The following is a 15,606-nucleotide window of genomic DNA, read 5'->3' as shown; positions in this document are numbered from 1 at the left end:
CCATGAAGTTCGGGGCATCGAGGGTACGAAACACTGAGGGTCAATAGTCAGCCCATCAGCGCATTTCAGAAAGACCCTACAAGTGCTTGTGATGATGTCGCTCATCCGCTGCACTTTTTGGTCGATTGCCAACTTTTTGCCGTATAAACTTGCGCAACGCGTCGGCCAATAGATGTCTCGGCGCCACAGATCAAGAGAGTGAGTTATGGGCGCACAGTGGAAGGTTAAACACAAAGAAGCGGCAGCCAACGCCAAGGGGAAAATCTTCGGCAAGCTGGTGAAGGAAATCACCATTGCTGCGCGTAACGGTGCCGATACCGCAACCAACGCACATTTGCGCCTGGTGGTGGAACAGGCCAAGAAGGCTTCGATGCCCCGTGAAACCCTGGAACGTGCGATCAAGAAAGGTTCGGGTCAACTGGGCGAGACCGTGCAGTACCACCGTGTGACCTACGAAGGTTTTGCCCCGCACCAGGTGCCGCTGATCGTTGAGTGCGTGACCGACAACATCAACCGCACCGTGGCGGAAATCCGCGTGGCGTTCCGTAAGGGGCAATTGGGGGCTTCCGGCTCCGTGGCCTGGGACTTCGACCACGTGGGCATGATCGAGGCATCGCCGGACACCCCGGACGCTGACCCGGAAATGGCGGCGATCGAAGCCGGTGCCCAGGATTTCGAACCAGCCGAAGACGGCGCGACCCTGTTCATCACCGAAGCCACCGACCTCGACTCGGTACAGAAAGCTTTGCCGGAGCAGGGCTTCACCGTGTTGTCGGCGAAACTGGGCTACAAGCCGAAGAACCCTGTCAGCGGCTTGACTGACGCGCAAATGGAAGAAGTCGAAGCGTTCCTCGAGGGCCTGGACAACCACGACGACGTGCAGGACATGTTTGTCGGGTTGGCCGGCTAAGCCAGGCGAACAGCGCACCATCGCCGGCAAGCCGGCTCCTACCTCTCTGGTCCCGACAAATCACGGGCATACCGAGCACTGTGTAGGAGCAAGGCTTGCCCGCGTGCCATTCAGGCCTGGTGCAAAGCGGCCAGGATCTGGTTGAACCCGGGACGTGCCAGCACCTGGGGCTGACAGCATTGCCGCTGCAACTCCTCCCATACCTCGCGCCGTGTCGCGCTCAGGCCGGAGTCGATCCGCGCCAGCAACTCCCCCAGCAGAATCCCGAAGGCTCGCACTTCGATGCGTTGCAGCGCGCGGGTTTCCAGGGTTTCGGCGCGGGTATGGAAGGACGCCGCGCCGAAGTCCCCCAGCAGGCAGTCGCCCTGATCGTTATACAAGGTGTTGTGGCCATAGAGGTCGCCGTGGGTGATGCCCTGTTGATGCAGGTGCGCAGCGGCCGAGGCGATGCCGCGGGCGATGTTCAACGCCACTTCGGCGGTAAAGCGCGTGTCAGGCTGATACACGTCGCGGCTGCAGGAATCCAGGCTGGGTAAATCGGCCAGGTTGCGATAACTGCGGTCGATCAGCCCCATCACCAGGCCGGCCTGCTGCTGCGGATGGTCGACGATGCGCCCCAGCACACTGATCAGTTGCGCATGACTGCCGGCGCTGAGGCAGGCGTTCATTTCATGCAGGGGCGAGCCGTCGCTGGTCATCGGCCCTTTGTAGAGTTTCACCGCGACCTCGCGCGCCGGCGCTGATGGCGGCTGCCACAGCGCCTGATGAATCACCCCCGAAGCCCCTTCGCCCAGGCGCTGCTGCAGCTGCAGTTGCGCCCAGGGAATGTGCGCGGTGGCGGCCAGCGCGCTGGCATCGGCCTCGGTTTCCAGCGGGTTGCCGGCATACGCCAGCCAGGCCAGGGCCGGCAGATTCAGTAACCACTGGGGCAGTTCGCTGAGGCGATTTTCGGCAATGCGGATCAGCTCCAGCCGATGGCACTGGCTCAGGCTGGCGGGCAGGCTGCGCAGGCGGTTGCCGGCGAGCATGAGTTTTTGCAGCAGGGGGCGCTGCCCCAGTTCGCTGGGCAACTCCTCCAGTTCATTGTCGGTCAGGATCAACCAGCGCAACTGTGGCGGCAGCGCCTCGCCCGGGACCCGCTGCAGGCGATTGCTCTTGAAACCGATCATGCTCAATTGTTGGCACTGGCCCAGGCCGGCCGGTAGTTCGCGCAAGCGATTGTTCGAGCAGAACAGCACCCGCAAGTGGCGCAGTCGGTGCAGGTCGTCCGGCAATTGGCGCAAGGCGTTGCCGCTGAGGTTGAGCACCTCGAGCGAGTCCGCCAGGCTGAAAATTTCCTCGGGAAATTCCTCCAGGCCGCACGACAGGTCCAGTCGTTTGATCCCGGCCAACTCGCCGGATCGCAGTTGTGCAAGGGTATGCATGAACACATCCAGTCAAGGGAAGAGGGGGCGGCGTCGAGCCTGCAAACGTGGGAATGATAGCGGTAAACGTCCGGGGTGGGCGGCTAGAACTTCAGGGTCTGCCGGATGATCTGGGTGGCCGGATCGCGGGCTTCGCTGACCATCGCATAGTTGTAGCCGGCCCCCGACCAGTATTGCGCCTGCAATTCACCGTCGCTGCGACTGCCTTTGGGTAGCAGGTAGTTCCGCGGGCCGGGCGGACGGATGTAGAAGCTGATCTTGCGCCCGCCTTGATCTTCATACATCACCATGGCTGCCGGGCCCTGGTCGGTGCTCAGCAACCGTGCACTGACCGGTTGGAAACCCGAGTTGGCGAGGTCCGGCAGGCGGTTGGCGTGGGCAAAATACTGGTCGAGCCAGCCCTGCATGTCGCCGTCGTCACGGACCCGATAGTCGGCCGGCAGCAGGCCTTGCTGGGCGAACATCCGGTACGCCTGCATCGCGTCCGTCATCGGCAGGGTGCCACTGCCAAAGGTCATTTGCCGTGCCTGCCAGCCGCCCAGGCCGCCGACGCTGACCGCGATCAGCAGCAGGGCAGCATTGGCCAGGTGACGCCGGGACTGGCGCTTGCGGCGTTGGCGAATCAGGCTCGGGTCGAGGTCCGGGTTGTTCGGCTGTTGCAAGGCGCCGCCCAGGGCTGCCCGCAGTTGCTGGGCATCCTGCTGCCAGGCGCGGACCTGCTCGGCCATCTGCGGGTTGGCCGCCAGGTACGTCTCCACCAGGCGCCGGTCGGCATCGTTGAGCTGATGGTCGACGTAGGCGTGCAGGTCATTGACGCTGGGAGGCATGCTGATCATTTGAGTCTCCGCAGGGAAGGGCTGCTGATTTCACCGTCGCTCAGTTGGCGCAAGGCCTGGCGCGCCCGGGACAGACGAGACATCACGGTGCCGGTAGGGACACCGAGGATCTCGGCGACCTCTTTATAACTCAAGCCCTCCACCGACACCCAGAGCAACAGCGCCCGTTGCTCAGTGGGCAACCGGTCGAAGGCTTGCAGGGTGGTCTGCGCGATCACCGTACGCTCCAGCGAAGGCTGCGGCTCGTCGCGGCCGGTGAAAAACTCGAGCATCCGCGCATAACGCCGGGAGCGGCGATGGGCGTCGAGAAACTGCCGGTACAGAATCGCAAACAGCCAGGCCCGCAGATCGCCCTCCGGGTGTTTGCTGCCCCAACTCGACAGCGCGCGCTCCAGGCAGGACTGCACCAGGTCGTCGGCGCTGCTGCCATTGCGGGTCAGCGAGACGGCAAAGCGGCGCAGCCTGGGGATCAGGTCACGTAACTGTTCGTCGAGATTATTCATGGTGGGCGGGCCAGTCACTACGCTTGGGACCAGAGAGACGCTTGGCAGTGGAGGTTATTCCCGTGGCGCAGAAATAAACACCGGGCCATGGAATAAACCTCGGCGGGCAACGTCTGCCTGATCCTTGCCACAAGCCGTTCCCGGCCCTGGAGTGTTACATGGTAGATCGTTCCCCGACCCCCGACAGGCCCCCTTTGAGTCCCGTCAGCCTGGCCCTGCGCCTGGCCGCGATTGGCCTGGTGGTTGGCGCTATGGCTGTGGCCCTTGCCTACGTCAACGGTTCTCTCGACCCACAGCGCCTGACCCCCAAGGCACTGGTCAACGTGCTCGAAACCAACAACGGTGTTCATCCAGGATTTCGCCGCAATCACGCCAAGGGCGTGTGCGTGATCGGCTATTTCGAGAGCAGTAACGAGGTGCGTGCCTATTCCACCGCGCAGGTGTTCAATGCGGCACGAACCCCGGTGGTGGGGCGGTTTGCCTTGCCCAGCGGCAATCCCTACGCGCCGGATAGCAGCGTGCCGATCCGTAGCCTGGCGTTGCGTTTCACCCAGGCTAACGGACAGCAATGGCGCACCGGGATGAACAGCATGCCGGTGTTCCCGGTCGGTACGCCGCAGGCGTTCTATCAGTTGCAGCAGGCGCAGAGCCCGGACCCTGCAACGGGCAAGCCGGATCCGGCGGCGGCCCCGGCATTTTTTGCCGCACACCCGGAAACCGCGCCGTTCCTGCGCTGGGTCAAGAGCGCCAAACCCTCGGCCAGCTACGCCACCGAGACTTATAACGGCATCAATGCGTTTTATCTGGTGAATTCGGCGGGTCAACGCCAGGCCGTGCGTTGGGGGGTAGTCCCGCTGGCCCAGGACGGTGCATCCACCGGCGCCACGCAAGGCGCTGATTTTCTCGAACAGGACTTGCGCGAGCGCCTGCAGGCCGGGCCGCTGCGCTGGCAGTTGCTGATTACCCTGGCCGAGCCGACGGACCCCACGGATGACGCCAGTCAAGCCTGGCCGGCCGCACGCAAGGTGTTGAACGCCGGGACGCTGGTGCTGCAAAGCAGCCAGGCGCAAAACAGCGGCGAGTGCCGGGATATCAACTATGACCCGCTGATTCTGCCCAGTGGCATCGAGCCCTCGAACGACCCTTTGCTGGCGGCGCGCTCGGCCGCCTACGCCAGCTCTTACCTGCGCCGGACCAGCGAAGTCGGCCAGTTGCCTGGCGCTAAACAGGAGGCCGCCCAATGAGCGCGCAACCGAATCACTTCGCGCCCCTGGCGCGGCTGCTGCACTGGCTGATGGCGTTGCTGGTGATCGCCATGCTGTTCATCGGTGCCGGCATGGTCGCCTCGGTGTCCGAGCGCCATGAATGGCTGATCCACCTGCACAAGCCGTTGGGCGTGGCGATCCTGTTGCTGGTGATCGTGCGCCTGTTTGTGCGTTTCTCGACGCGCCAGCCGCCCTTGCCGGCGGACTTGCCCGGCTGGCAGGTGCTCGCGGCCAAGGCGTCCCATGGGTTGCTGTACGCCCTGATGCTGATCTTGCCAGTGCTCGGCTGGGCGATGATTTCGGCCGCGGGCGATCCGGTGACGCTGGGGATTGGCGTGCAACTGCCGGCAATCGTACCGGCCAATGCCACGCTGTTTGCCTTTTTGCGCAAAGCTCATGGTTACCTGGCCTACCTGCTGTTCCTCACGGTATTGCTGCACCTGGCCGCGGCACTGTTCCACGGCTGGGTCCGGCGTGACGGCGTGTTGCAGAGCATGCTGTCCGGCAAGGATCGCTGATCGGGCAGGGCGCTGCCGCGTTGGTGGGCAGCGCTTCTTCGGGTCGACAGCCAGTAGACCAGCGCCAGGGCATTGATCCCGGCACCCAGCAGGCACACGCCGAACCAGTCGGCCCAGGCGTAGACGGCGGTCGAGGCGAGTGAACCCAGGGCACTGCCAATCGAGTAGAACAGCATGTACCCGGCGGTCAGCCGGCTTTGCGCCTCGGGCCGTACGCCGTAAATCAGGCTCTGGCTGGTCACGTGCATGGCCTGCAGGCCGAGGTCGAAGGTGATCACCCCCAGGAGCAAGGCCCAGAGCGACGACTGGGCCAGGCCGATCGGCAACCACGAGGCAAGCATCAGCAGCAGGGACAGGCCGCTGACCCAGTGGCCCAGGCCACGGTCGGCCAGATGCCCGGCGCGGGCAGCGGCCAGGGCCCCGGCGGCACCCGCCAGCCCGAACAGGCCGATCTGACTATGGGACAGCGACAAGGGCGGCGCGCTCAGCGGCAACACCATGGGCGTCCACAGCACCATGGCGCTGGCGAACGAGAGCGAGGCCAACACCGCCCGCTGGCGCAGCACGGGTTCTTCCTTGAACAGCACAAACACCGAGCCGATCAGGCGCCAGTAGCGTTGCTGGGGCTGCGCGGCCTCCTGTTTGGGCAGCACGTAAAGCAGCAGCAGGGCCATCAGCAAGGTCAGCGCGGCCGACAGCCAATAGATCGAGCGCCACCCGGCCAGGTCGGCCATGGCCCCGGACACGGTACGGGCCAGCAGGATGCCGACGACGATGCCGCTGGTGACCACGCCGACCACCCGACCCCGTTGCTGCGGCATGGCCAGCGTGGCGGCATAGGCCACCAATACCTGGGTCACCACCGCGAGCAACCCGGTTAGGGGCACACTAGGCTTCATAGTCGATCTCGTATGTGGATTTATATTGCAACTACATTTTCGATGGCCTGCCTGTGAGCTTACCCATGGTCAAACGCACTGCCTTTGCCGACGCCGAATGCCCCGTCGCCCGTTCACTGGACGCCATCGGTGATGTCTGGTCGTTGCTGATCGTGCGGGATGCCTTCGATGGCATCTGCCGTTTCGGTGAGTTCCAGCGCAACCTGGGCATGGCCAGGAACATCCTCTCGGCGCGCCTGCGGGCGCTGGTCGAACATGGGATTTTCGAACTGCTGCCGGCAGCCGATGGCAGCGCCTACCAGCAATACCGATTGACCGAGAAAGGCCGCGGGCTGTTTCCGTTGATCATTGGCTTGCGCCAGTGGGGCGAGGCGTTTTTCTTTACCCAGGGCGAGGCCCATTCGCGGCTGGTGGATCGCCAGACGGGGCAGCCAATCAGGCCACTGGAACTGCGCGCCGAGGACGGCCGCTTGCTGGGGCCAGAAGATTGCCGGCGGCTGCCTGCCGGCGAGGCCTGAGGGCCGCATGCGCTAAGGCATGCGGCCAGTTGAGCGATCAGCGCAGGGTTTTCACCAGTTCGGCGACGGTCGACAACACATCTTTGCCCAATTGCATCGAGCGCTTGCCGGACCAGCCGGTGAGGGCGTTCGGGGCGTCGTTGTGGTCCTTGAACGGCATCTCCAGGGTCAGAGACAGGCAGTCGAACTTCTGCCCGACGCTGTTGCAGGCCAGGGTCATGTTGGCTTGGCCCGGCAGGTCGCGGGTGTAGCCGTGGGTGGTCTGGAAGTCGCGGGTCTTGTGTTTCAGATGGCTGCGGAAGTGCTCCTCCAGCGCGGCCAGGCGTGGCGTGTAGCCAGGGTTGCCTTCGCAGCCAGCCGTGAACACGTAGGGGATTTCTTCGTCGCCATGGATATCCAGGAACAGGTCAACCCCGTATTGGTCCATGTGCTGCTGCACGAACAACACTTCCGGGCTGATCTCCTGGCTTGCGCTCTGCCAGGCACGGTTGAGGTCCTGGCCCATGGCGTTGGTGCGCAGGTGGCCGTGGAAAGCCCCGTCCGGGTTCATGTTAGGCACCAGGTACAGGTCGGCACTGGCCAGCAGGCTGTTGAGCTCTGGATCATTGTGCTGCTGCAGGCGTTCGATCACCCCCTCCATGAACCATTCGGCCATGTGTTCACCAGGGTGCTGCTGGGCGATGATCCAGACCTTGCGCTGGCCTTCGGCACCACTGCCCTTGCGCAACAGTTGAATGTCACGGCCTTCGACGCTCTTGCCGGTCGCCAACAGCTCGGTACCCGCCTTGCCCAGCGCCTGCTCGATCAGCCAGTCATGGCGGCCGCGGCTGTAGGGCTCGAAGTAGGCGAACCAGGCGTGAGTCTCGCTGGCTTCCAGGCTGAAGCGCAGGCAGTCGCCTTCAAAAATGGTCGGCACCCGGAACCAGTTGACGTGGTCGTAGGAGGCCACGGCCTGGTAACCGTCCCAGGCCTTATTGTAGGAAGACTTACTGGCGTTGCTCAGGCGAAACCAGTGTTCTTCGCCCACATGCAGGCCGCTGGCCTTGAAGTGGAACCACTGGAAATGTGGGCTGTGGGTGTCGGGTCTGATGGCCAGCAGGGCCTGTAGCGGGTTGCTGAGGTCCAGCACTTCGATGTTGCCGCTGTCGAAGTTGGCAGTGATATCAAAGGAGCGTTGAGCCACGGTCATAATCTCATCCTGGATATGATTTTTATGGCGTTACTTTACACGTGCGGGGGGCAAAGCCGAGGGCAATTTACCGGGAAAGGCGGGGGGGCGTCGTCCTTGACGCTGCAGCAGCTTAGTGGCTATGCGATTGATTCTCAAGTGCTATTTATCAGTGTTTAATTCGGGTTTTTGTGAGTCGTGTTGCAAAAAGATGGTCTTTTGATATCATTCGCGCCATCGAATTCAGCAGTACCCATCTTCATTAGCCTGAAGCCAAAGCCAGAATAACTGGCAAAAAAAAGACCCGGCAAAAAGCCGGGTCAAAAACCGTGATTAGCCTGATGAGGAGATATTCCAAGAGTCCGACCTAAGGTCCCTTGGTCTATCGACTGATCTCGCGACCAGTTGCGTGCAATAATAATCATTATCATTTGCAAGTCAACTATTTTTACCCCTCACCTGGGAAAAATCTTTCCCGTCGCTTTGCCAGACGCTGCCGATCTGATCCTGATCCGCACGTTTTCCTCGGTTTCAACCGGCTTTTCTCAATAGATCTGTTCTGCGTCCAGTGACCTGTCCACCATGGCTTTTGCCATGTCGATCATGTGCACCACCGAAAACGCCAGGTCGCGGCTTGCGCCCTGCAGGCTGTCCGCCGATTCATGGGCGCAGGCGGCTGCACAGCGCAGCAGGTCCGAGGCATGCACCAGGGCCTCCTCGCGGCTGACGTGGCGGCTGACATCGAAGAGTTGTTCGATGACCTGAGGCTCTGAAACAGCGGGTTTCAAGTAATAGTCCAATGCGCGCTGGGCGGCGGCGCAGTTGTTGAGCGCGGTGAAGTCGCCGGTGGTTTGCGGCGCGGGCAACGTGTTGTCGGTGTTATCCATGGTGAGTACTTACTCCGTGGGTGGTGCCGTTGGTGTTGCTAGAGAATAGTACCAACTGTATTCATGACCAAAAATTAAATACTACAATGTGTGTGTTGAGGGTCAGCCAACGCGAAGTATTGTTCCGCCCATGGATAAATGGATTGAATTGGTCAAGGCCAAGATGAGTGAACTGCGGATCACTCAGGAAAAACTCGCAGAGCGTCTCGCCATGTCACAGGGCGGTGTCGGGCATTGGCTGAACAAACGCCGGCAGCCCAGCCTCGATGACATGAACCGGGTGCTGCGGGAACTCGGATTGGGTTTTCTCGAAGTGGCCATGGTGCTCAGGGAGGTCGAGCAGGCGCAGGACGCTGGCGATGAGCAGTCGGGGTCGCTGGCGCAAAAGTACAACCCGTACTTTCGTTACCCGGTGAGCGACTGGCGGCTAGTGTCGCAAGTGCGCGAAGTCCAGGTGCCGGCCTACGGCAACGGGCGCTCCGAGATGTCGGATTACCGTGCCCAGGGTGCAGCCTTCTGGTTGGTGGTGGTGGGGGACGCGATGACCGCCCCCACGGGCATCAGCATTGCCCAGGACATGCTGATCCTGGTCGACCCGGCGGTGGAAGCGGTGCCGGGCAAGCTGGTGATCGCGCAATGGGCCGACAGCGCCGAAGCGACCTTTCGCAAGTTGATCGAGGAGGGCGGGCAACGGTATCTGGTGCCCTTGAATCCGACCTACCCCAAGGCCCTGTTTACCGACCAGTGTCGGATCATCGGCGTGGTGGTGCAGGCCACCGCGCGGTTTTAACCCGGCAGGTCCTGGCTCACAGGACCTGCCGGTGACTCCCGGTTACTCCAGCTCGACCAGCGCGCTGCCTTCGGTGACCATCTCGCCCTCCTGGCAATACAAAGCCTTGATCACGCCATCCTGGGGCGCCCGAATGCTGTGCTCCATTTTCATCGCTTCGAGCACCACCAGTGGCGCACCGGCTTCCACCGTCTGCCCGATTTCGACCAACACCCGGACAATGCTGCCGTTCATTGGAGCAGTCAGGCCGCCTTGATGGCTGTGGCTGGCTTCCACGGCGGCAATCGGGTCGTACTCGCTGATGCAGCGCAACTCGCCTGCCCATTGCAGGTACAGCTGCCGGTCCTGGCGAATCGCCCGCAACTGGCGGCGCAGTCCCTGATGCTCGACCTGCAGCTGCTCGCCCTTGAGCTCAGCAGTGTGGGCGTTGGCCGGTGCCAGGGTAATGGCCCGGTCCTGGCCTTCACAGCTCAGGTGCAGGGTGGTTTCAGCCGGCAAGCCGGCACGGAAACCGTTGCCGTTGGCCCACGGTGAGCTCGGGTCGTCGCCGCGCACGCTGGGGCGTCGGCTTTGGGCGAAGGCCTGGGCGGCAACGTGCCAGAACTCATCGCTGAGTGCCTGGGGTGCCGGCAGCAATTGCTCCTGGTAGCGTGGGATAAATCCGGTATCCAGTTCGGCTGCGGCGAATGCCGGGTGGGCGACGATTCTGCGCAAGAAGCTGATGTTGGTCTTCAAACCGCCAATGGCAAACTCATCGAGCATGCTCAGCAAGCGCAGGCGCGCCTGTTCGCGGTCCTCGCCCCAGGCAATCAGCTTGCCGAGCATCGGGTCATAGTATGGCGAAACAACGTCGCCTTCCTCGACGCCACTGTCCACTCGACGCCCCGGGCCCGGGGTGGATTCGCGGTACAGCGCCAGGTGCCCGGTGGCCGGCAGGAAGTCATTGCTCGGGTCTTCGGCGTACAGACGCACTTCAATCGCATGGCCGATCAGCGGCACCTGCGCCTGGGTCATCGGCAGTGGCTCGCCCTGGGCGACGCGAATCTGCCAGGCCACCAGGTCCAGGCCGGTGATGGCTTCGGTGACAGGGTGTTCGACCTGCAGGCGGGTGTTCATTTCCATGAAGAAGAACTCGCCACGCGAGTCCAGCAGGAACTCCACAGTGCCGGCACCGACATAACCGATGGCCTGGGCAGCGCGTACCGCCGCCTCGCCCATGGCTTTGCGCAGCTCGGCGCTGAGGCCGGGGGCCGGGGCTTCTTCCACCACTTTCTGGTGGCGACGTTGAATCGAGCAATCCCGTTCGTTGAGGTACAGGCAGTTGCCGTGCTGGTCGGCAAACACCTGGATTTCCACGTGGCGCGGCTTGAGCAGGTATTTTTCCACCAGCATCCGCGAGTCGCCGAACGATGACAGGGCTTCGCGTTGGGCCGAGGCCAGGGCCTCGGCCAACTGGCTGGTGTCCTCGACCACTTTCATGCCCTTGCCGCCGCCCCCGGCCGTGGCCTTGAGCAGCACCGGGTAGCCGATGCGCTCGGCGGCGATGCGGAAGGTCTCCAGGTCCTGGGCTTGCCCGTGATACCCCGGGACCAGCGGTACGCCGGCGGTTTCCATCAAGGCCTTGGCGGCAGACTTGCTGCCCATGGCGTCAATGGCCGAGGCCGGTGGGCCGAGGAAAATCAGCCCAGCGTTTTCGATGGCGCGGGCAAAGCCGGCGTTTTCCGAAAGGAAGCCGTAGCCGGGGTGAATCGCCTGGGCGCCACTGGCCTTGGCCGCGGCCAGCAACTTGTCGATCTGCAGGTAACTGTCGGCCGCTTTGCTGCCGCCCAGGTCCACGCGGATATCCGCTTCGCGGCTGTGGCGGGCGTCGCGGTCAGTGGCGCTGTGCACGGCCACGGTCGTCAGGCCCAGGGCCTTGGCGGTGCGCATGACGCGGCAAGCGATTTCGCCGCGGTTGGCCACCAGCAGGGTGGTGAGTACAGGTGCGCTCATCAACGTGGCTCCTGGGGGGTGGAGGGTGCCTGCCAGCTCGGCGGACGTTTGTGCAGGAAGGCCCGTAAGCCTTCCTGGCCTTCGGGGCTGACCCGGATCCGGGCAATGGCGTTTTCGCAGTAGCGGCGCAGGGCTGGGTTCAGCGCACCGCTGCCGACTTCACGCAGCAACTCTTTGCTCGAGCGCATGGCTTGCGGGCTGTTGAGCAGCAGGTTGCTGATCCAGCTTTCGACCTGTGACTCCAGCTCGCTGGCCGGATAGCTTTCGCTGAGCAGGCCCAGCTCCCGGGCCCGCTGGCCACTGAAGCGCTCGGCTGTCAGGGCATAACGACGGGCCGCACGCTCGCCGATGGCTTGCACGACGAAGGGGCTGATCACCGCGGGCGCCAGGCCGATGCGCACTTCCGACAGACAGAACTGCGCGTCATCGGTGCCGATCGCCAGGTCGCAGCAACTGACCAGGCCCACCGCGCCGCCAAAGGCCGCGCCTTGCACCACGGCCAGGGTCGGGAGCTTCAGCTTGGCCAGGTTGTACATCAACTCGGCGAGCTCGCGGGCATCGTCCAGGTTGGTGTGATAGTCGAGCTCGGCCGATTGCTGCATCCAGGCCAGGTCGGCGCCGGCACTGAAATGTTTGCCACGCCCGCGCACCAGCAGAAAACGCAGGCTCGGATCGGCCTGGACCTTGTCCAGCGCCAGGATCAGCTCACGAATCATTTCGGCGTTGAACGCGTTGTTCTTGGCTTCGCGGCTGAGCCAGAGCGTGGCGAAACCACGGGGATCGGTCAGCAGTTCCAGGGTATTGAAGTCGCTCATGTCTAACCTCTGCACAACTCTTCGATGCAGGCCTCGGGCTTGCCGGCGAACGTCATTGCGCCTGTCTCAAGCGCTCTTTTCGCGGGCAGCCTGACGCCTGCGGGATCACATCCGGAACACGCCAAAGCGAGTCGGTTCGACCGCTGCGTTCAGCGAAGCGGACAACGCCAGCGCCAGCACGTCACGGGTTTGCGCCGGGTCAATGACCCCGTCGTCCCACAACCGCGCACTGGAGTAGTAGGGGTGGCCCTGTTCTTCGTACTGATCGAGGATCGGCTGCTTGATTTCGGCTTCCTGGGCGGCGCTGAAGTCCTGGCCGCTGCGTTCGGCCTGCTCGCGCTTGACCTGCACCAGCACGCCAGCGGCCTGCTCGGCCCCCATCACGCCGATGCGCGCGTTGGGCCACATCCACAGGAACCGCGGATCGTAGGCGCGCCCGCACATGCCGTAGTTGCCGGCGCCGAAACTGCCGCCAATGATCACGGTGAACTTCGGCACCTTGGCACAGGCCACCGCGGTCACCAGCTTGGCGCCGTGCTTGGCGATGCCGCCGGCTTCGTACTTCTGGCCGACCATGAAGCCGGTGATGTTTTGCAGGAACAGCAGGGGAATCCCGCGCTGGCAGGCCAGTTCGATGAAGTGCGCGCCTTTCTGTGCGGCTTCGGCGAAGAGGATCCCGTTGTTGGCGAGGATCGCGATCGGGTAACCGTGCAGGTGGGCAAAACCGCACACCAGGGTGGTGCCGAACAGCGCCTTGAACTCATCGAACACCGAGCCGTCGACCAGGCGCGCGATCACTTCGCGGACATCAAACGGTTGCTTGGCGTCAGCCGGAACCACGCCATACAGCTCGTCGCTGGCAAACAGCGGAGCAATCGGCGTGCGCTGTTGCAGCTCGCCCAGCTTGCGCCAGTTGAGGTTGGCGACGCTGCGTCGGGCCAGGGCCAGGGCATGTTCGTCGCTGTCGGCGTAGTGGTCGGCGACCCCGGAAATCTTGCAGTGCACATCGGCCCCGCCAAGGTCTTCGGCACTCACCACTTCGCCGGTCGCGGCTTTCACCAGCGGGGGGCCGGCGAGGAAGATCGTCGCCTGCTCACGCACCATGATGGCTTCGTCGGCCATGGCCGGCACATAGGCCCCACCGGCGGTGCAGGAGCCCATGACCACGGCGATCTGGGGAATGCCCATGGCACTCATGTTGGCCTGGTTGAAGAAGATCCGGCCGAAGTGCTCACGGTCCGGGAACACCTCATCCTGGCGTGGCAGGTTGGCACCGCCGGAGTCCACCAGGTAGATGCACGGCAGGCGATTCTGCTGGGCAATGGTCTGGGCCCGCAGGTGTTTTTTCACCGTCAGTGGGTAGTAGGAGCCGCCTTTGACCGTGGCATCGTTGGCGACGATCATGCATTCAACGCCTTCGACCCGGCCGATGCCGGCAATCACACCCGCTGCCGGGACGTCTTCGCCATAGACTTGGTACGCCGCCAACTGGCTGATTTCCAGGAAGGGCGAGCCAGGATCGAGCAAGCGGTTGATCCGCTCGCGGGGCAGCAGTTTACCCCGCGAGGTATGCCGCTCCTGGGCTTTGGCGCCGCCGCCTTGCTGGACCTGGGCGAGCAGGGTGTGCAGTGCGTCGACCTGAGCGAGCATCGCCGCGCTGTTACTGGCGAACTCCGCCGAACGGGGGTTGAGCTGGGTGTGCAGGATGGCCATGGACAGCTCCGTTAGCGGGTTTCGTTAAACAGTTCGCGACCGATCAGCATGCGACGGATCTCACTGGTGCCGGCACCGATTTCGTACAGCTTGGCGTCGCGCAGCAGGCGACCGGCCGGGAATTCGTTGATGTAGCCGTTGCCCCCCAGGATCTGGATCGCGTCGAGGGCCATCTGGGTGGCGCGTTCGGCGCTGTAGAGGATCACCCCGGCGGCGTCCTTGCGGGTGGTTTCGCCACGCTCGCAGGCCTGGGCCACCGCATACAGGTAGGCGCGGCTGGCGTTGAGCTGGGTGTACATGTCGGCGACCTTGCCCTGGATCAGCTGGAATTCGCCGATGCTCTGGCCGAACTGCTTGCGGTCGTGGATGTAAGGCACGATCAGGTCCATGCAGGCTTGCATGATCCCGGTAGGACCGCCGGACAGGACCACGCGCTCATAGTCCAGGCCGCTCATCAGGACTTTGACGCCGCCGTTGAGCACGCCGAGGATGTTCTCTTGCGGGACTTCGACGTCGTCAAAGAACAGCTCGCAAGTGTTGGAGCCACGCATGCCCAGCTTGTCGAACTTGTTGCTGCGGCTGAAGCCTTTCCAGTCACGCTCGACGATGAACGCGGTGATCCCGTGCGGACCCTTTTCCAGGTCGGTCTTGGCGTAGATCACGTAGGTATTGGCGTCCGGACCGTTGGTGATCCAGGTCTTGCTGCCGTTAAGCACATAGTGGTCGCCACGTTTATCGGCGCGCAGCTTCATCGAGACCACGTCGGAACCGGCATTCGGCTCGCTCATGGCCAGCGCGCCGATGTGCTCGCCGCTGATCAGCTTGGGCAGGTACTTGGTTTTCTGCTCGTGGTTGCCGTTACGGTTGATCTGATTGACGCACAGATTGGAATGAGCGCCGTAGGACAGGGCGACCGAGGCCGAGCCGCGGCTGATTTCTTCCATCGCGACCACGTGGGCCAGGTAGCCCAGGCCGGCACCGCCGTACTCTTCCGCGACGGTGATGCCCAACAGCCCCATGTCGCCGAACTTGCGCCACAGGTCCGCGGGGAACAGGTTGTCGATGTCGATCTGGGCGGCGCGGGGCGCGATCTCTTTGCTGACGAATGCGCGGACCTGGTCACGCAGCATGTCGATGGTTTCGCCGAGGGCAAAGTTCAGAGACGGATAGCTCATGGGGCACCTTCAAACTTGTTTTTATCAATGGAGAATCGGCCTGCGATGCGCGCCGAGTCGACTGTCACCTTTACGTTAACGTAAACCTGAGACGAATGGCTGTCAATCGCCCTTTACGTTAACGTCAACTTGAGCGAGAGTAGAGGCAGTTCAGGTCGGGTCCGGCGGCATGATGCCGGGCTTCCACACACCC

Annotated in this window: 14 protein-coding genes and 1 pseudogene; 5 read left to right on the top strand and 10 right to left on the bottom strand. The window is 63.2% G+C overall.

What is annotated here, in order from left to right; translation table 11 throughout:
- Positions 1–205: 205 nt before the first annotated feature.
- Positions 206–910 carry a YebC/PmpR family DNA-binding transcriptional regulator gene (locus Q1W70_RS01370; RefSeq protein ID WP_095167828.1) on the top strand — a complete coding sequence of 235 codons (705 nt, stop codon included), beginning with the start codon at positions 206–208 and terminating at the stop codon, positions 908–910.
- A 110-nt stretch (positions 911–1,020) separates the two neighbouring features.
- On the opposite strand, the gene Q1W70_RS01365 is transcribed toward Q1W70_RS01370, so the two are convergent.
- From Q1W70_RS01365 to Q1W70_RS01355, 3 genes are all read right to left on the bottom strand, one after another.
- Positions 1,021–2,334 carry a leucine-rich repeat-containing protein kinase family protein gene (locus Q1W70_RS01365; protein WP_302098530.1) on the bottom strand — a complete coding sequence of 438 codons (1,314 nt, stop codon included), beginning with the start codon at positions 2,332–2,334 and terminating at the stop codon, positions 1,021–1,023.
- An 83-nt stretch (positions 2,335–2,417) separates the two neighbouring features.
- Complete coding sequence (locus tag Q1W70_RS01360; protein ID WP_302098529.1) at positions 2,418–3,170, bottom strand: anti-sigma factor family protein; 753 nt, start codon at positions 3,168–3,170, stop codon at positions 2,418–2,420.
- The gene (locus tag Q1W70_RS01355; protein WP_166592372.1) at positions 3,167–3,673 is read right to left on the bottom strand and encodes a sigma-70 family RNA polymerase sigma factor; all 507 of its coding nucleotides are present in this window, start codon (positions 3,671–3,673) and stop codon (positions 3,167–3,169) included. The genes Q1W70_RS01360 and Q1W70_RS01355 overlap by 4 nt, the downstream gene beginning before the upstream one ends.
- Positions 3,674–3,831: 158 nt before the next feature.
- Between Q1W70_RS01355 and Q1W70_RS01350 the strand changes: the two genes are divergently transcribed.
- Positions 3,832–4,917, top strand: coding sequence for a catalase family peroxidase (locus Q1W70_RS01350; protein WP_265537413.1), 1,086 nt, complete (start codon positions 3,832–3,834; stop codon positions 4,915–4,917).
- A complete protein-coding gene (locus Q1W70_RS01345; protein WP_166592374.1) occupies positions 4,914–5,456 on the top strand; it encodes a cytochrome b in 543 nt (180 codons plus the stop codon). Before Q1W70_RS01350 ends, Q1W70_RS01345 begins: the two co-directional genes overlap by 4 nt.
- On the opposite strand, the pseudogene Q1W70_RS01340 reads toward Q1W70_RS01345, so the two are convergent.
- Positions 5,348–6,337, bottom strand: a pseudogene (locus tag Q1W70_RS01340) (MFS transporter); the annotation flags it as partial. The gene Q1W70_RS01345 and the pseudogene Q1W70_RS01340 sit on opposite strands and share 109 nt — an antisense overlap.
- Positions 6,338–6,420: 83 nt before the next feature.
- Between Q1W70_RS01340 and Q1W70_RS01335 the strand changes: the two are divergent.
- Positions 6,421–6,873, top strand: a complete 453-nt coding sequence (locus Q1W70_RS01335) for a winged helix-turn-helix transcriptional regulator (RefSeq protein ID WP_166592375.1) — start codon at positions 6,421–6,423, stop codon at positions 6,871–6,873.
- 37 nt (positions 6,874–6,910) lie between these two features.
- Here Q1W70_RS01335 and Q1W70_RS01330 read toward each other — a convergent pair whose 3' ends face one another.
- On the bottom strand, positions 6,911–8,062 hold the full coding sequence (locus tag Q1W70_RS01330; RefSeq protein ID WP_182344032.1) for a M14 family metallopeptidase: 1,152 nt from the start codon (positions 8,060–8,062) through the stop codon (positions 6,911–6,913).
- 524 nt (positions 8,063–8,586) lie between these two features.
- Entirely contained in the window at positions 8,587–8,928 is a 342-nt protein-coding gene (locus tag Q1W70_RS01325) for a DUF6124 family protein (protein WP_182344034.1), read from the bottom strand.
- Positions 8,929–9,058: 130 nt separating this feature from the next.
- Here Q1W70_RS01325 and Q1W70_RS01320 point away from each other — a divergent pair, with 130 nt between their 5' ends.
- Positions 9,059–9,718, top strand: a complete 660-nt coding sequence (locus Q1W70_RS01320) for a S24 family peptidase (protein WP_302098528.1) — start codon at positions 9,059–9,061, stop codon at positions 9,716–9,718.
- A gap of 42 nt (positions 9,719–9,760) precedes the next feature.
- On the opposite strand, the gene Q1W70_RS01315 is transcribed toward Q1W70_RS01320, so the two are convergent.
- From Q1W70_RS01315 to Q1W70_RS01300, 4 genes are all read right to left on the bottom strand, one after another.
- Entirely contained in the window at positions 9,761–11,710 is a 1,950-nt protein-coding gene (locus tag Q1W70_RS01315; protein WP_302098527.1) for an acetyl/propionyl/methylcrotonyl-CoA carboxylase subunit alpha, read from the bottom strand.
- Positions 11,710–12,525, bottom strand: coding sequence for a gamma-carboxygeranoyl-CoA hydratase (locus Q1W70_RS01310; RefSeq protein ID WP_166592380.1), 816 nt, complete (start codon positions 12,523–12,525; stop codon positions 11,710–11,712). The genes Q1W70_RS01315 and Q1W70_RS01310 overlap by 1 nt, the downstream gene beginning before the upstream one ends.
- 105 nt (positions 12,526–12,630) lie before the next feature.
- Entirely contained in the window at positions 12,631–14,238 is a 1,608-nt protein-coding gene (locus tag Q1W70_RS01305) for a carboxyl transferase domain-containing protein (RefSeq protein ID WP_159994630.1), read from the bottom strand.
- 11 nt (positions 14,239–14,249) lie between these two features.
- A complete protein-coding gene (locus Q1W70_RS01300; RefSeq protein WP_095167847.1) occupies positions 14,250–15,413 on the bottom strand; it encodes an isovaleryl-CoA dehydrogenase in 1,164 nt (387 codons plus the stop codon).
- Between the last annotated feature and the right edge of the window lie 193 nt (positions 15,414–15,606).

Origin of the sequence: Pseudomonas kielensis (assembly GCF_030505375.1) — a bacterium.
Lineage (GTDB): Bacteria > Pseudomonadota > Gammaproteobacteria > Pseudomonadales > Pseudomonadaceae > Aquipseudomonas > Aquipseudomonas kielensis.
This window is presented reverse-complemented; position numbering and strand designations above follow the sequence as displayed.

What these genes read in the sequence shown, in the direction of transcription:
- Q1W70_RS01315 (WP_302098527.1), bottom strand. Translation starts at nt 11,710, where the DNA reads ATGAGCGCACCTGTACTCACCACCCTGCTGGTGGCCAACCGCGGCGAA.
- Q1W70_RS01300 (WP_095167847.1), bottom strand. Translation starts at nt 15,413, where the DNA reads ATGAGCTATCCGTCTCTGAACTTTGCCCTCGGCGAAACCATCGACATG.
- Q1W70_RS01360 (WP_302098529.1), bottom strand. Translation starts at nt 3,170, where the DNA reads ATGATCAGCATGCCTCCCAGCGTCAATGACCTGCACGCCTACGTCGAC.
- Q1W70_RS01365 (WP_302098530.1), bottom strand. Translation starts at nt 2,334, where the DNA reads ATGCATACCCTTGCACAACTGCGATCCGGCGAGTTGGCCGGGATCAAA.
- Q1W70_RS01330 (WP_182344032.1), bottom strand. Translation starts at nt 8,062, where the DNA reads ATGACCGTGGCTCAACGCTCCTTTGATATCACTGCCAACTTCGACAGC.
- Q1W70_RS01335 (WP_166592375.1), top strand. Translation starts at nt 6,421, where the DNA reads ATGGTCAAACGCACTGCCTTTGCCGACGCCGAATGCCCCGTCGCCCGT.
- Q1W70_RS01350 (WP_265537413.1), top strand. Translation starts at nt 3,832, where the DNA reads ATGGTAGATCGTTCCCCGACCCCCGACAGGCCCCCTTTGAGTCCCGTC.
- Q1W70_RS01320 (WP_302098528.1), top strand. Translation starts at nt 9,059, where the DNA reads ATGGATAAATGGATTGAATTGGTCAAGGCCAAGATGAGTGAACTGCGG.
- Q1W70_RS01310 (WP_166592380.1), bottom strand. Translation starts at nt 12,525, where the DNA reads ATGAGCGACTTCAATACCCTGGAACTGCTGACCGATCCCCGTGGTTTC.
- Q1W70_RS01305 (WP_159994630.1), bottom strand. Translation starts at nt 14,238, where the DNA reads ATGGCCATCCTGCACACCCAGCTCAACCCCCGTTCGGCGGAGTTCGCC.
- Q1W70_RS01355 (WP_166592372.1), bottom strand. Translation starts at nt 3,673, where the DNA reads ATGAATAATCTCGACGAACAGTTACGTGACCTGATCCCCAGGCTGCGC.
- Q1W70_RS01345 (WP_166592374.1), top strand. Translation starts at nt 4,914, where the DNA reads ATGAGCGCGCAACCGAATCACTTCGCGCCCCTGGCGCGGCTGCTGCAC.
- Q1W70_RS01325 (WP_182344034.1), bottom strand. Translation starts at nt 8,928, where the DNA reads ATGGATAACACCGACAACACGTTGCCCGCGCCGCAAACCACCGGCGAC.
- Q1W70_RS01370 (WP_095167828.1), top strand. Translation starts at nt 206, where the DNA reads ATGGGCGCACAGTGGAAGGTTAAACACAAAGAAGCGGCAGCCAACGCC.